The 12,686-nt window shown below is 60.0% G+C and carries 13 protein-coding genes and 1 pseudogene; 2 read left to right on the forward strand and 12 right to left on the reverse strand.

Going from position 1 to position 12,686, the window contains the following annotated elements; genetic code table 11:
• Nucleotides 1–13 precede the first annotated feature (13 nt).
• The 5 genes and pseudogenes from L4G42_RS07225 to L4G42_RS07245 all read right to left on the reverse strand — a co-directional run bounded on the left by L4G42_RS07225 (nucleotide 14) and on the right by L4G42_RS07245 (nucleotide 5,114).
• Nucleotides 14–907 carry a TauD/TfdA dioxygenase family protein gene (locus L4G42_RS07225; RefSeq protein ID WP_237252854.1) on the reverse strand — a complete coding sequence of 298 codons (894 nt, stop codon included), beginning with the start codon at nucleotides 905–907 and terminating at the stop codon, nucleotides 14–16.
• Nucleotides 908–1,213: 306 nt separating this feature from the next.
• On the reverse strand, nucleotides 1,214–2,002 hold the full coding sequence (locus L4G42_RS07230) for a MetQ/NlpA family ABC transporter substrate-binding protein (RefSeq protein ID WP_237252853.1): 789 nt from the start codon (nucleotides 2,000–2,002) through the stop codon (nucleotides 1,214–1,216).
• Nucleotides 2,003–2,219: 217 nt separating this feature from the next.
• Nucleotides 2,220–3,035 (reverse strand): annotated as a pseudogene (locus tag L4G42_RS07235) (sigma 54-interacting transcriptional regulator); the annotation flags it as partial.
• 133 nt (nucleotides 3,036–3,168) lie between these two features.
• Complete coding sequence (locus L4G42_RS07240; RefSeq protein WP_237252852.1) at nucleotides 3,169–3,750, reverse strand: alpha/beta hydrolase; 582 nt, start codon at nucleotides 3,748–3,750, stop codon at nucleotides 3,169–3,171.
• A 293-nt stretch (nucleotides 3,751–4,043) separates the two neighbouring features.
• Nucleotides 4,044–5,114: a fatty acid desaturase gene (locus L4G42_RS07245; protein WP_237252851.1), complete on the reverse strand. Its 1,071-nt coding sequence runs from the start codon at nucleotides 5,112–5,114 to the stop codon at nucleotides 4,044–4,046.
• 110 nt (nucleotides 5,115–5,224) lie between these two features.
• Between L4G42_RS07245 and L4G42_RS07250 the strand changes: the two genes are divergently transcribed.
• Complete coding sequence (locus L4G42_RS07250; protein ID WP_237259759.1) at nucleotides 5,225–6,232, forward strand: AraC family transcriptional regulator; 1,008 nt, start codon at nucleotides 5,225–5,227, stop codon at nucleotides 6,230–6,232.
• A gap of 12 nt (nucleotides 6,233–6,244) precedes the next feature.
• On the opposite strand, the gene L4G42_RS07255 is transcribed toward L4G42_RS07250, so the two are convergent.
• Nucleotides 6,245–6,955, reverse strand: a complete 711-nt coding sequence (locus tag L4G42_RS07255; protein ID WP_237252849.1) for a Crp/Fnr family transcriptional regulator — start codon at nucleotides 6,953–6,955, stop codon at nucleotides 6,245–6,247.
• A 106-nt stretch (nucleotides 6,956–7,061) separates the two neighbouring features.
• Between L4G42_RS07255 and L4G42_RS07260 the strand changes: the two genes are divergently transcribed.
• Nucleotides 7,062–7,598, forward strand: a complete 537-nt coding sequence (locus L4G42_RS07260) for an Mpo1 family 2-hydroxy fatty acid dioxygenase (protein ID WP_237252848.1) — start codon at nucleotides 7,062–7,064, stop codon at nucleotides 7,596–7,598.
• A gap of 271 nt (nucleotides 7,599–7,869) precedes the next feature.
• On the opposite strand, the gene L4G42_RS07265 is transcribed toward L4G42_RS07260, so the two are convergent.
• The 6 genes from L4G42_RS07265 to L4G42_RS07290 all read right to left on the reverse strand — a co-directional run bounded on the left by L4G42_RS07265 (nucleotide 7,870) and on the right by L4G42_RS07290 (nucleotide 12,601).
• Nucleotides 7,870–8,859: a sulfate/molybdate ABC transporter ATP-binding protein gene (locus tag L4G42_RS07265; protein ID WP_172610084.1), complete on the reverse strand. Its 990-nt coding sequence runs from the start codon at nucleotides 8,857–8,859 to the stop codon at nucleotides 7,870–7,872.
• Nucleotides 8,860–8,862: 3 nt separating this feature from the next.
• A complete protein-coding gene (gene cysW / locus L4G42_RS07270; RefSeq protein ID WP_237252847.1) occupies nucleotides 8,863–9,735 on the reverse strand; it encodes a sulfate ABC transporter permease subunit CysW in 873 nt (290 codons plus the stop codon).
• Between the two features lie 12 nt (nucleotides 9,736–9,747).
• Nucleotides 9,748–10,569 (reverse strand): sulfate ABC transporter permease subunit CysT, encoded by an 822-nt coding sequence (gene cysT, locus L4G42_RS07275; protein WP_237252846.1) that lies wholly within the window; start codon nucleotides 10,567–10,569, stop codon nucleotides 9,748–9,750.
• A 210-nt stretch (nucleotides 10,570–10,779) separates the two neighbouring features.
• Nucleotides 10,780–11,790, reverse strand: coding sequence for a sulfate ABC transporter substrate-binding protein (locus tag L4G42_RS07280; protein ID WP_237252845.1), 1,011 nt, complete (start codon nucleotides 11,788–11,790; stop codon nucleotides 10,780–10,782).
• An 81-nt stretch (nucleotides 11,791–11,871) separates the two neighbouring features.
• A complete protein-coding gene (gene oscA, locus L4G42_RS07285; protein ID WP_065990977.1) occupies nucleotides 11,872–12,054 on the reverse strand; it encodes a sulfur starvation response protein OscA in 183 nt (60 codons plus the stop codon).
• Nucleotides 12,055–12,328: 274 nt separating this feature from the next.
• On the reverse strand, nucleotides 12,329–12,601 hold the full coding sequence (locus L4G42_RS07290; RefSeq protein ID WP_237252844.1) for a hypothetical protein: 273 nt from the start codon (nucleotides 12,599–12,601) through the stop codon (nucleotides 12,329–12,331).
• Nucleotides 12,602–12,686 lie beyond the last annotated feature (85 nt).

A 12,686-nucleotide genomic window follows, 5' to 3' on the forward strand; every position in this document is an offset into this window, starting at 1 on the left:
GAGCTCTCCTGAATCAGAACGGCGCATCGCCCTGAATGGTGGTGCGGTGCAAGCGACGGCGGAGGTGATCGGGCGTGCCGCCGGCCAGATGAATCAGCGAACGGTTGTCCCAGAACACCATGTCGTTCTCCTGCCACTTGTGGCGGTAAACGCCTTCCGGACGAACGCTGTGGGCGTACAGCTCAGTGAGAATTGCCTGACTCTCGTCTTCCGGCAAGCCGACGATGTGGGTCGTGAAGCCTTCGCTGACGAATAGCGCCTTGCGCCCGTTTTCCGGGTGGGTACGCACGATCGGGTGGCTGACCACTGCGACCTGCGCCAACTGTTCAGCGCTGAGGGTCGGGCGCCAGTTATCGGCGTTATGCCCATGGCTGTAGCGGGACGTATAGCTGTGCGCGGCGTTGCGCCCTTCGACGGCCTTGCGCAGATGCTCTGGCAGCGTGTCCCAGGCCAGGTGCATATCGGCGAACAGGGTGTCGCCGCCTTCGCTCGGCAGCTCCTGGGCGTAGAGCATCGAGCCCAGGCTCGGCAGCTCTTTGTAGGAAAGGTCCGAGTGCCAGTATTTGCCGGCATCGCCCAGCCCGACCGGCTGACCGTTCTCGACGATATTGGAGACGATTAAAATCTCGGGATGATTGGCGAGCAGGAATTGCTTGAGCACATGAATCTGCAGGACGCCAAAACGGCGGCTGAAATCGATCTGCTGCTGCGGGGTGATGTGCTGATCGCGGAAAACGACAACGTGATAATCGAGGTGCGCTTGATGCACGCGGGCAAAATCGGCGTCGTTGAGCGGACGGGACAGATCCAGCCCGACGATTTCCGCGCCCACCTTTTCGGCGAATGGACGCACATCGAACTGCTGACCGGGCGCTTGCGCGGACGAAGCGTGGGAGGCTGCTGGCATGAGAACTCCGACTCCAAAAGGTGTGGCTGAGGAGGGAGGACTTTAAAGCTATAAGAAGCGAAGTTTAAATATCGATAGGGCATATGCATAGCGCCGAACGACCTAGCGACGGCCTTCGGCCATCACTGCCATGTGCGAGTGGCTGGTAGCGGACTCATGCAAAGGGCCGGCGCTTTAAACGCAAAACGCGCTTGCCCGCCGTCACTTCCATGCACCCGATGACAGTGCGTCAGCGGAGCGGGAGCAACCGCGGGCAAGCGCGTTTTGTACACATGAATGCGCTGCAACCGCGCATTCAGGCCTTCATCAGAACGCCGGGATAACTGCGCCGTCGTACTTCTTGTTGATGAAGTCTTTGACCTGCTGGCTGGTCAGCGCCTTGGACAGCTTTTCGATCGCGTCGGTGTGAGCATTGTCGGTACGGGTGACCAGGTAGTTCACGTACGGCGAGTCGGAGCCTTCCAGAATCAGCGCATCCTTTTTAGGGCTGAGCTTGGCTTCCAGCGCGTAGTTGGTGTTGATCAGATCCAGGTCAACCTGGTCCAGCGCGCGCGGCAGCAGAGCCGATTCCAGCTCGCGGAACTTCAGCTTTTTCGGGTTGGTGGCGATATCTTTCGGCGTCGACAAAGCGTTGGTCGGGTCTTTCAGGGTGATCAGGCCGTTCTTCTGCAACAGCAGCAGGGCGCGACCGGCGTTGCTGCCTTCGTTCGGAATGGCAACGGTTGCGCCTTCAGGCAGCTCGGCGATCGATTTCCACTTTTTCGAGTAGCCGCCGAACGGTTCGACGTGTACGCCGACGCCGGTCACCAAAGTAGCGCCCTTGCCTTTGTTGAAGCCGTCCAGGTAAGGCTTGGTCTGGAAGTAGTTGGCGTCCAGACGCTTCTCGTTCAGTTGCACATTGGGCTGCACGTAGTCAGTGAAGACCTTGATCTGCAGGTCCACGCCTTCTTTGGCCAGTTCAGGCTTGATCAGCTCGAGGATCTCGGCGTGCGGAACAGCCGTAGCGCCCACGACGAGCTTCTCGGCAGCTTGTGCAGCGCTGATGCCCAGGGAGAGAGCAGCCGCCAGTGCGGTGAACAAAAACGTCTTCTTCATGCGATGTCCTTAATAGAAATCGGGTCGCCTCGTGGGCGATTTTGTCTTCGGTCTGCCGCGGGATCGACCCTTGGCAGGGTGGCGGCTGATGCGGACAGTACCGAGATTTTTTATTCCGAGACAATACTTTTTAGTCGGATGGTTATGCTTTTTCGTTCTCAGGGGGCATTTTGCCAGCCGGCTATTCGATGCGTGAGACCCAGAACGCTCATCGAACCGGCAGATTCAAATGCTCGGGCAGGATTTCCGCGCCGCTGCTGACCAGCAGCGCGAAGTGAATGACGTTCTCCAGCTCTCGCGTGTTGCCCGGCCAGTAATGCGCTTCAAGCACCCGCTGCGCGTCGTCGCTGATCAGCGGCATCTCGAAATCGAAGCGCTGGCTGTAAATCCCCAGGAAGTACTCGGCCAACGGCAGGATGTTTCCGGGCTGCTCGCGCAACGCCGGCAGGTCGAGGCGTCCTTCGTTCAGGTAGCGATAAAGCCGCTCGTGGAATTTGCCGGCGGCGACCGACAGGCGCAGATCGATGCTAGTCGCTGCAACCAGCCTGACGTCGACCTGGCTGGGCTGTGTGGCGCCGACGCGGGTGACTTCGTGGTTTTCCAGCGCCGCCAGCAACTTGATCTGGATCGCCATCGGCAGGTCGGCGATCTCATCCAGGTACAACGTGCCGCCCGTTGCCGAGCCGAACCAGCCTGCCCGACTGCTGGCAGAACCGCTGTAGGCGCCGGCGGCGTAGCCGAACAGTTCGGCGTCGGCGTAGGTCGAGCTGATGGCGCCGCAGTTGACGGAAACAAACAACCCGGCCCGGTCGCTGCCACGGTGAATATGACGCGCCAGCAATTCCTTGCCCGTACCGGATTCGCCGCGGATCAGCACCGGCAGGTCCAGCGGCGCCAGCAGTTCCATCTCTTCGCGCAACTGCCGCGATCGTGGATCGATGAACACCAAGGCCTTGGCGCGGATGCTCAACGGGCTTTTTTCAGCATCAGGAAAGGTCAACAGCGGGTTGCTCGAAATGTCGGAAAGGCTCATGGCAGGCTCCCGCCCGGCCATCCATTGACCAGAGCGTTTTAAAAAAAAGGCCGCAGCGCCTGTCGGTTCACTGCGGCGAAAATGATCGTGAGAAAAGTGGGCTCAAGCGCAACGACCGTTGCGAAGGCGGTGGTCATGCGCGGCGGCGGTTGAATTGCTCGATGCGCCCTTGCAGCCGGTACAGGTAAGCGAAACCCTGTTCCCAACGCTGATGGCCGGACTTCACGTTGATATGGCCAGCGCCGCTGAGGATGCCGATTTCGGCGCCCCAGTTGCGGGCCATTTCCATCGCGCGCAACGCACTGACGGCTGAGTCGTTGTCCGAGCTGACCACTTGGGTCGGGAACGGCAGCAGGTGCTCGGGAATCGGTGCGAAATTGCGGATCGCCGGCGGGCAATTGGGGCGTTTGACGTCAGCGGGGGCCACCAGCAAGGCCCCGCGCACCTGACGCAAACTCGCCAGTGGCGCCAACTGCGCCCAATGGGCGACGGTAACGCAACCCAGGCTGTGGGCGATGAGAATTACCGGTGTGCTGTCAGAGGCGATAGCGCGTTGCAGTTCACCCACCCAATCTTCGCGGCGCGGCGTGAGCCAGTCGGCCTGCTCCACGCGCACGCTGTTGGGCAGGCTGTTCTGCCAGTGCGTTTGCCAATGGTCGTCGGCAGATCCTTGCCAGCCTGGCACGATCAAGTAACGGATCGATTCGTTATGCATGGCCTTCGCCTCCTGCATGTTGCGTTCATGGGGGCGAGTATAGGGATCGGATATATATTCGAAAAAGAATAAGAAGCTATTTATTAATAGCTCGAAAATATATGTCGCTGCTTCAGGGGATGGCGCAAAAAAAGAGGGCCACCCCCTGCCTTAAAGGGGTGACCCTGATAATCACGCTGTCTGCCCCCAGCTCGCCGGGGATGAGCAGAGATTAAGGGGCGGTTGTTACAGAAATCTTTATCGAGAAAATTTTCTCAGAAGCCGACGTCATCGGCGCAATGGGCAGGCAGGTATCAACCGCGCGCAGGCTTTAGCACTGTGTCGTTTTCGGTCGCTCGTTCAAACCGGTTGGCCCGCCAGAAGGTGCCGAAATCATTGAAGCGCACCCCCATCTCGGCCATCACCTTGTGCGCAACGGGCGCCGTCATCTGGCGGATATAGAACGGCTCCTTCACCACGAAGTGATGAATGCCATGGGTGCTGCCGAAGTTGAAGCAGAACGCCTGCAGCGGCCACATCCACCACGGATTGAGCACTTGGGTCTGTTGCATGACATTGCCCATCTCGACGTCGCCGTAGTAATGCATGTTCGAACTGACGAAATGCAGACAGAAGGTACGCAACACATTCGGACCGACCAGCACCACGACAGCGATGTCGATGACGTGCATGACCGCCAGCGTGTTCGCCGACCAGTCAATCGGGCTGCCCATCAGACCGGCAATGCCATTGGCGGCATGGAAGCCGAGAAACACGTACCACGCGCTCCAATTGAGCAGCGCCAGCGGCGCATAAACGCGAAGGGTGCGCTTGAGAATGCTGAATTTATGCGCCCAGGTTTTCGCCCGCAGCATGCGGATCAGCGATGACATGACGTTATCGCCAACCATCAGCAACCGCGCCAGCCCCCAGCGCTCGCCATTGGTGATGGCGCGCTCTTCCATATCGGCCTCGGTGCCGGAGACCTTGTGGTGATTGAGATGCAGATGCCGACGAATCCAGGGATTGATCGTGCTCGGCCGCGCCAGCCAGACCAGTGCCAGCATCAGGTTATGGGGCACGCGCTGCTTGCGAAAATACATGCTGTGGATCAGATCGTGTTCAAGCTCGTGGGTCAGCGAGGCGAAGAACGCATTCAGCAGCAGGCACGCCCACCACGCCAGGTAACCCCCGAGATAGAGGGCCGCGCTGCCGATCATGCCGGCCAGTGCGAAGAACAGGATGCCGGCGCCGATCGCGTCCTGATGCCGCAGCAACGGATAGCGCTCTCGCAACGCGGCACCGTGGGCCGAAACCACCGCACGAATATGCGCTGATCGTTGTTGTGCATTCAGTCCGGCAGCACTTGCAGAAGTGTCGTGCATGCTTCCATTCTCCGGTTTCAGGATGAAAAAACGTGGCACCACTGTGCCGCTTCAGCCGGGAAGCTGCCTGACCGTGAACGCCAATCTGTAGACCGGAAGCGCCAACTTGTATGTCTGAGCCGAGCATCCTCGCCAGCTGGACCCGCGCCCTGCGCAAGCAACTCGATGCCCTGGGCCTCGACAGCCTCGCACTGAGCCGGGCTGCGGGCCTGGATCCGCAGCTGATGGATGACCCCAACGCTCGATACCCGGTGACGGTAACCACCCGTTTTTGGGAACTGGCGGTGCAGGCGAGCGGCGACCCGGCGCTGGGATTGCGGGTTTCACGTTTCGTCAGCCCGACGACCTTTCATGCGCTCGGTTATGCGCTGGTCGCCAGCGGCTCGTTGCGTGAGGTGTTCGAGCGCATCGTGCGTTATCACCCGGTGGTGAGCGACGCGCTGGTCATGAGCTTTGAACGTGTGGACGAGCGTTACGAATTTCGTTTCCGCGTGCCCGACGGCAGTCCGATGCCGGCCAATGAGGCCATGGACGCCTTCGCCGCCATCTATGTGCGCACCTGCCGCAACCGCTTGGGACGTCATTATGCGCCACTGGCCGTGCACCTGATGCGGCCGCAGCCTGAAGACCCGCAGCCGTGGCATGACGTCTTCCGCGCACCGCTGTTCTTCGGCGCGACGGAGAATCTGCTGAGCTTTGCCTGCGAGGATTTCGACAGCCATCTGGATGACGCCAACCCCGAGCTGGCCGAGCACAACGAGGCCGTGCTCAACCGCACCCTCGAACAACTCAGCGCACTGACCTGGGAGCGCAAGGTGCGTGGCGCCATCGAAACTCAACTGCCGGAAGGCGAGCCGTCGGCCGAGCGCATCGCCGATACGCTGCACCTGAGCCTGCGCAGCCTTCAGCGCCATCTGGCCGACGAGGGTTGCCGCTACGACCTGCTGCTCAATCAGTGCCGACAGAATCTGGCGCTGCAACACATGCGCGACCCGGGTTGCTCGCTCAGTGAAGTCGCCTACCTGCTTGGTTTCGCCGACACCAGCAGTTTCAGCCGCGCGTTCAAGCGCTGGACCGGCATGACGCCCAGCCAGTATCGCGAAGGAATGAATCGCTGACGGGTGACGCCATCACGCGCCTGCGCCGGTCAGGCGATGAAGCGCCGCCTCGCGCAGACATTCGGTGTCCAGCACGCCGATAAGATCGTGATCGCGGCGCACGATCTGCCGTTCGGCAAAGTGCCCCAACACCCGCTCGACCACCTCACCGCTCAACCCGAGGCAGCGATTGGACGCCATGTCGACGAGGGGCACGCTGCGCGCGGAGCGATCCATCTCGCCATAGGCTTCGGCGAGCATGAGCAGCCGAAACGCTACGCGTTCTTCGGTGGGCATCAGGGTGATGTCTTCAATGGCGGGCACTGCGAGCCCAAGCTTGCGCCCCAGCAACTCGCGGAAATGTCGCCACAAGGCTGGGTTTTCAGCCAGCAGTTGCTTGAGTGGCGCATGAGGCATGTGCAGGAGAATGACCGCGCCTTGGGCGAAGACGTCGTGGGTCGCGGGCAGGTCGTCGAACAACGAGGCTTCGCCAAACCAGAACGGCCGATAGCCTTCTGCCGGGGGCACGTCCGTTTGCTGCGGGTTGAGGGGATTGATGCGTAACGAGCCCGTGAGCAAGGCGTACAAGCCAGGCGCAGGATCGCCGCGCTGGAAGATCGATTTGCCGGGCGTCACCCGGCGCTGTCGCATGCCGGTTAGCAAGCTATCCTGCAACAGCGCAGGCAGATCGCGGAACCATCGGTCGTTGATAAACCATGAGCGCCATTGGGTTCCATTCGTCATGTGAATCTCCTTTTGATAGCCGGCGTTTTGTTGCAGGCTGAGCCGTCCAGCGGACTCAACCAAAAAAAATCAGCGGCATGATCCACGTATCCATAGAGGAATAACAATGAAAAACCTCGTCGATCATCTCAGCCAGTACGCGGCCTACCACCGCGACACCCGCAATATCGTCACCCACTTTGTCGGCATTCCCTTGATCGTGATCGCAGTGGCCGTGCTGTTGTCACGCCCCGGCTGGACCAGCTGGTCCCTCGGCGGGCTCTGGGTGTCGCCGGCCTTACTGGTGAGTCTGGCGGCTACGTTTTTCTACCTGCGGCTGGATGCCTTTTTCGGCGTGCTGATGGGTGTCCTGCTTGCGCTGTGCCTGTGGCTTGGCGCAAACCTGGCGCAACAAACCACCATGGTCTGGCTCAGCGCAGGCGTCGGGTTGTTCGTGCTCGGTTGGGCGATTCAGTTTGTGGGCCATCATTACGAAGGCCGCAAGCCGGCGTTTGTCGACGACCTCACAGGCCTGATCATCGGCCCGCTATTTGTCGTCGCCGAAGCGGCTTTTTTGCTGGGAATGAGAAAAAAGTTGCAGCACGCCATCGAGGCGCGGGTGGGCAAAACGCACCGGCGGGATCTGAAAAAGGCTGCGGTTTAAGGCTCACACCCAGTGTAGGAGCGCGCTTGGCCGCGAATGCATGGGGTCAGCCGACGTGGATGTCACTGACCCACCGCCTTCGCGACTGTCGTAACCTCCGATTGCTCCTACAGTGGATTTGCGTCCAGCCCGGATTGTGATTACCCGCACAAACCTGTAGGAGCGCGCTTGCCCGCGAATGCATTTTGTCAGCCAGTGATGCGTGGACTGCCCCACCGAATTTCGCGGGCAAGCGCGCTCCTACAAGGTCCGGGGTGCGCGTCGGACCCGCTTAAATACTCTCCCTCTTCTGCCAGACCTTCGGCTTGAAGAACAGCGTCTCGCCGCGCGCCAGTCCGGTCAGGCTGTCGTGGTCTTTCACCACTTCCGCTTCGATCAGTTCCGGTTGCCCCTCGACTTTCAGTGTCACGCGCGTCGTTGCGCCCAACGGACGGATGTCCCGCACTTCCGCCGCGTGGTGCCCTTCCACTTCATGCCGTGACAACGACACCTCATGCGGGCGGAACAACACGTGGTTGTCTTCACCCAGGTGCAGGCGGTTTGAATCACCCAGAAAGTGATACACGAAGTCGCTGGCCGGGTTCTCGTAGACATCGCCCGGCGAGCCGATCTGCTCGATCACACCCTTGTTCATCACCACGATGCGGTCAGCGACTTCCATCGCCTCTTCCTGGTCGTGGGTCACGAATACCGAAGTCAGGTTGATGTCTTCGTGCAACCGCGCCAGCCAGCGACGCAGCTCCTTGCGCACCTTGGCATCCAGCGCGCCGAACGGCTCGTCCAGCAGCAACACTTTGGGCTCCACCGCCAGGGCACGGGCGAGGGCAATCCGCTGACGCTGACCGCCCGACAGTTGCTCCGGATAGCGGTCCGACAGCCAGTCCAGCTGCACCATATTCAGCAGCTCATGCACCTTGACGGCGATCTGGCTCTCGTTCGGGCGCTGGTTCTTCGGCTTCATGCGCAGGCCGAAGGCGACGTTGTCGAACACGGTCATGTGGCGAAACAGCGCGTAATGCTGGAACACGAACCCTACGTTGCGATCGCGCACGTCGTGGCCGGAGACATCCTCGCCGTGGAACACAATGCTGCCTTTGTCCGGCGTTTCCAGCCCGGCAATGATGCGCAGCAGCGTGGTCTTGCCACAGCCGGACGGGCCCAACAGCGCCACGAGCTCGCCACTCTGGATATCCAGACTGATGCCGTCGAGGGCCTTGAAGGCGTTGAAATTCTTGCTGACGTTACGGACTTCGATCGACATGAATTATTCCTCCGCCGCGTTTTTGCGCAGACGGCTAATGCGCGCTTCGCTCCACTGCTTGAGCAGCAGGATGAACAGCGCAAGGATCAATAACAGGCTCGCCACGGCAAATGCAGCCACGTGGTTGTACTCGTTGTAGAGAATCTCGACATGCAGCGGCAGGGTGTTGGTCACGCCGCGAATGTGGCCCGAGACCACCGACACCGCGCCGAACTCACCCATGGCCCGCGCGGTACACAGCACCACGCCATAGATCAGGCCCCATTTGATGTTAGGGACCGTCACGTGCCAGAACATCTGCCAGCCATTGGCACCGAGCAGGCGCGCGGCTTCTTCTTCCTGGGTGCCCTGCTCCTGCATCAGCGGGATCAGCTCGCGGGCCACGAACGGCACCGTCACGAAGATGGTCGCCAATACGATGCCCGGCAGGGCGAATACGATCTGGATGTCGTGGTCCTGCAGCCAGGGGCCGAACACGCCACGGGCGCCGAACATCAGCACGTAAATCAGACCGGCGATGACCGGCGAGACCGAGAACGGCAGGTCGATCAGCGTGACCAGAATCGCCTTCCCGCGAAACGAGTATTTACTCACGCACCAGGCCGCCGCGACGCCGAACACGACGTTGAGCGGCACCGAAATCAGCACTGCGAACACGGTGAGCTTGAGGGCCGACAGCGCATCGGGCTCCAGGATGGCCGCGAAGAACCCGCCCAGGCCGTTACTCAAGCCCTGGCCGATCACCACCACCAACGGCAGTAACAGGAAGAAGGTGAAAACCAGCCAGCCAAGGCCGATCAGAATGCGCCGCGAAACCGCGCTGCCACGACGGGCAGCATTGGCGGAGGACGCAGCAATGAGCGATGAACCAGACATACGTGCGCCTCCTCAGTTAGGGGTTTCGATGCGTCGCTGCAAGAGATTGATCAGCAGCAACAGCACGAACGACACCAGCAGCATCATCACGCCAATCGCCGTGGCGCCGGTGTAGTCGTACTGGTCGAGCTTGACCATGATCAGCAACGGCAGGATTTCGGTCTTCATCGGCATGTTGCCGGCGATGAAAATCACCGAGCCGTATTCACCTACGCCCCGGGCGAAGGCCAGCGCAAAGCCGGTCAGCCAGGCAGGCAACAAGGCCGGCACGAGGATGTGACGGAACACCTGAAGGGGTTTGGCGCCAAGGCACGCCGCTGCTTCTTCGACTTCGCGGGGGATGTCCGCCAGCACCGGCTGAACCGTGCGCACCACGAAGGGCATGGTGACGAAGGTCAACGCCAGGGTGATACCGAAGGGGGTGTAGGCGATCTTGATGCCCATGTCGGCGGCGAACTGGCCGATGAAACCCGTCGGCGTGTACAGCGCAGTCAGCGCGATACCTGCAACGGCGGTGGGCAATGCGAAGGGCAGATCGATCATCGCGTCGATGATCTTGCGACCGGGGAAGGTGTAACGCACCAGCACCCAGGCCAGCAGCGTGCCGATGATGCCGTTGATGATCGCCGCGCAGAACGCTGTGCCGAAACTCAGCTTGAGTGCTGCAAGCACGCGGGGCGCCGTGACGACGTTCCAGAACTGAATAGCGCTCAGTTGGGAAGCGTGGATGAACATCACCGCAAGCGGTATCAGCACAATCAGACTGAGGTACACCAATGTGTAGCCCAGCGTCAGCCCGAAGCCGGGTATGACGGGGGATATGCGTCGAGACATAAAAGTCCTTGGTTTACACACGTTACCCGGAACAAGTCCGGGTCCATTTATTCCGTTGGCGCTGCGCGGAAAAATCTATCAGAAACCGCACCCGATGCCAGTGATCCCCCTGTAGGAGCGCGCTTGCCCGCGATAGCCATCTGCCTGTGCCAAATGCATTGACTGACACGACGTCTTCGCGGGCAAGCGCGCTCTTACACAGTTCAACGATTACTGCGGGATGTAGATCTGATCGAACACACCGCCGTCATCGAAGAACTTTGGCTGAGCGGATTTCCAGCCGCCGAAGTCTTTGTCGATGGTCAGCAGGTTCAGTTTAGGGAACTGCTTCTCGTACTTGGCGGCCACTTCCTTGTCACGAGGACGATAGAAGTTTTTCGCCGCGATTTCCTGACCTTCCTTGCTGTACAGGTGCTTGAGGTATTCAGTGGCGATCTCGGTGGTGCCGTGCTTCTCGGCGTTCTTCTCGACGACGGCCACTGGAGGCTCGGCCAGAATCGACAGCGAAGGTACGACGATGTCGAACTTGTCGGCGCCGCCGTCTTCTTTCAGCGCCAGGAACGCTTCGTTTTCCCACGCCAGCAACACATCACCCTGGCCGTTGTTGACGAAGGTGATGGTCGAACCGCGTGCACCGGTGTCCAGCACAGGAACATGTTTGAACAGCTTGCCGATGTATTCCTTGGCCTTGGCTTCGTCGCCGTTGCCAGCCTTCAGACCGTAGCCGTAAGCCGCCAGGAAATTCCAGCGAGCGCCGCCCGAGGTTTTCGGGTTGGGCGTGATGACCGACACGCCGTCCTTGATCAGGTCGGCCCAGTCATGGATGCCTTTCGGGTTGCCCTTGCGCACCAGGAACACGATGGTCGAGGTGTACGGGGTGCTGGCGTCCGGCAACTTGGTCTGCCAGTTCTCAGGAATGGTCTTGCCCAGTTTGGCGATTTCGTCGATATCGCCCGCGAGCGCCAGGGTCACCACGTCGGCAGGCGAGCCGTCGATCACCGAGCGGCCCTGCTTGCCCGAGCCACCGTGGGACTGGTTGATCTTCACGGTGTCGCCCGGATGGGATTTTTTCCAGAAGTTGATGAATTCGGCGTTGTAGTCTTGATACAGCTCGCGCGTAGGGTCGTACGACACGTTCAGCAGGGTGAAATCCTTGGCGACAGCAGAACCGGCGAACACCGCACTGGCGAGAGCGGCCAGCGCATAACGACGAATGGACATGAATCAAGCTCCTGGACAAATTTTGTGTTGTTGGCTTTTCTAGTTTTAGGTCATGCAGTGTTCGTTATGCGGGAGCGTGGCTCAGCCCTGCTTGTTGCTCGGGTTCTGCAGACGGAATTTTTCCTTGCGCTCGATCTGCACCACCTGTGCGTTGTGCACCGTGATTTCAACCGCGCCAAAACGCAGGTCACGCAGCGCGCTTTGAATTTCACGCAAAATGCTTGCTTCATCCTGGCCGTCAACGCTACGGAGAGATGCGCTCATGTTCGTGCTCCTTGAAAGATTTGCCGCAGCGTGGGGGGCGACCGCTGCTTGTGGCGTGAGCGCGATATTAGAGACGCGGAGATATTCTTAAAAATACTATTTAAGAATGCAGATATAACCAAATGGCATTTATAGAGTAGGTATGCAGCCGGTTTGTGTTCAGCCCGGATTTAAGGTGTGGGCCAGCCCAGTGTAGAAGCGCGCTTGCCCGCGATGCAGGCAAGACGGTTTATCAGGGTCACCGCGTTATCGTTCATCGCGGGCAAGCGCGCGCCTACACAGGCATCGCCTGCCCCGCCGCCGTATCAAGCAGAGACAAACACCGGCGCATGACCCCCATGAATCGCAGCAATCGCGAGCGAGCCAGATAAATCAGTACTGCACTGACGGCCAGCCAGAGATAACCGCCGGTCTGTTGCGCCCGCGTCAGCAGGGTCGCGTCCCCGATCAGCCGCGGCAGTAAGTAATCACTGATCGCCAGCCACACCATCGACACAAGCCCGTACAACGTTGCGGTGCGTAGCGCATCCCGCGTAATGCTCGACATAAAATAGAAGCGACCTTGCGAAAGTCAGAAATTACAGAACAAGAAACATCTTGCGACGCTTCTCTAAAAGACCGACTGTTTTTAT

It is taken from the genome of Pseudomonas petrae (assembly GCF_021728295.1).
GTDB lineage: Bacteria > Pseudomonadota > Gammaproteobacteria > Pseudomonadales > Pseudomonadaceae > Aquipseudomonas > Aquipseudomonas petrae.

What these genes read in the sequence shown, in the direction of transcription:
- L4G42_RS07230 (WP_237252853.1), bottom strand. Translation starts at nt 2,002, where the DNA reads ATGAAGAAGACGTTTTTGTTCACCGCACTGGCGGCTGCTCTCTCCCTG.
- cysW (WP_237252847.1), bottom strand. Translation starts at nt 9,735, where the DNA reads ATGTCTGGTTCATCGCTCATTGCTGCGTCCTCCGCCAATGCTGCCCGT.
- L4G42_RS07260 (WP_237252848.1), top strand. Translation starts at nt 7,062, where the DNA reads ATGAAAAACCTCGTCGATCATCTCAGCCAGTACGCGGCCTACCACCGC.
- L4G42_RS07290 (WP_237252844.1), bottom strand. Translation starts at nt 12,601, where the DNA reads ATGTCGAGCATTACGCGGGATGCGCTACGCACCGCAACGTTGTACGGG.
- L4G42_RS07245 (WP_237252851.1), bottom strand. Translation starts at nt 5,114, where the DNA reads ATGCACGACACTTCTGCAAGTGCTGCCGGACTGAATGCACAACAACGA.
- L4G42_RS07265 (WP_172610084.1), bottom strand. Translation starts at nt 8,859, where the DNA reads ATGTCGATCGAAGTCCGTAACGTCAGCAAGAATTTCAACGCCTTCAAG.
- oscA (WP_065990977.1), bottom strand. Translation starts at nt 12,054, where the DNA reads ATGAGCGCATCTCTCCGTAGCGTTGACGGCCAGGATGAAGCAAGCATT.
- cysT (WP_237252846.1), bottom strand. Translation starts at nt 10,569, where the DNA reads ATGTCTCGACGCATATCCCCCGTCATACCCGGCTTCGGGCTGACGCTG.
- L4G42_RS07225 (WP_237252854.1), bottom strand. Translation starts at nt 907, where the DNA reads ATGCCAGCAGCCTCCCACGCTTCGTCCGCGCAAGCGCCCGGTCAGCAG.
- L4G42_RS07280 (WP_237252845.1), bottom strand. Translation starts at nt 11,790, where the DNA reads ATGTCCATTCGTCGTTATGCGCTGGCCGCTCTCGCCAGTGCGGTGTTC.
- L4G42_RS07255 (WP_237252849.1), bottom strand. Translation starts at nt 6,955, where the DNA reads ATGACGAATGGAACCCAATGGCGCTCATGGTTTATCAACGACCGATGG.
- L4G42_RS07240 (WP_237252852.1), bottom strand. Translation starts at nt 3,750, where the DNA reads ATGCATAACGAATCGATCCGTTACTTGATCGTGCCAGGCTGGCAAGGA.
- L4G42_RS07250 (WP_237259759.1), top strand. Translation starts at nt 5,225, where the DNA reads ATGTCTGAGCCGAGCATCCTCGCCAGCTGGACCCGCGCCCTGCGCAAG.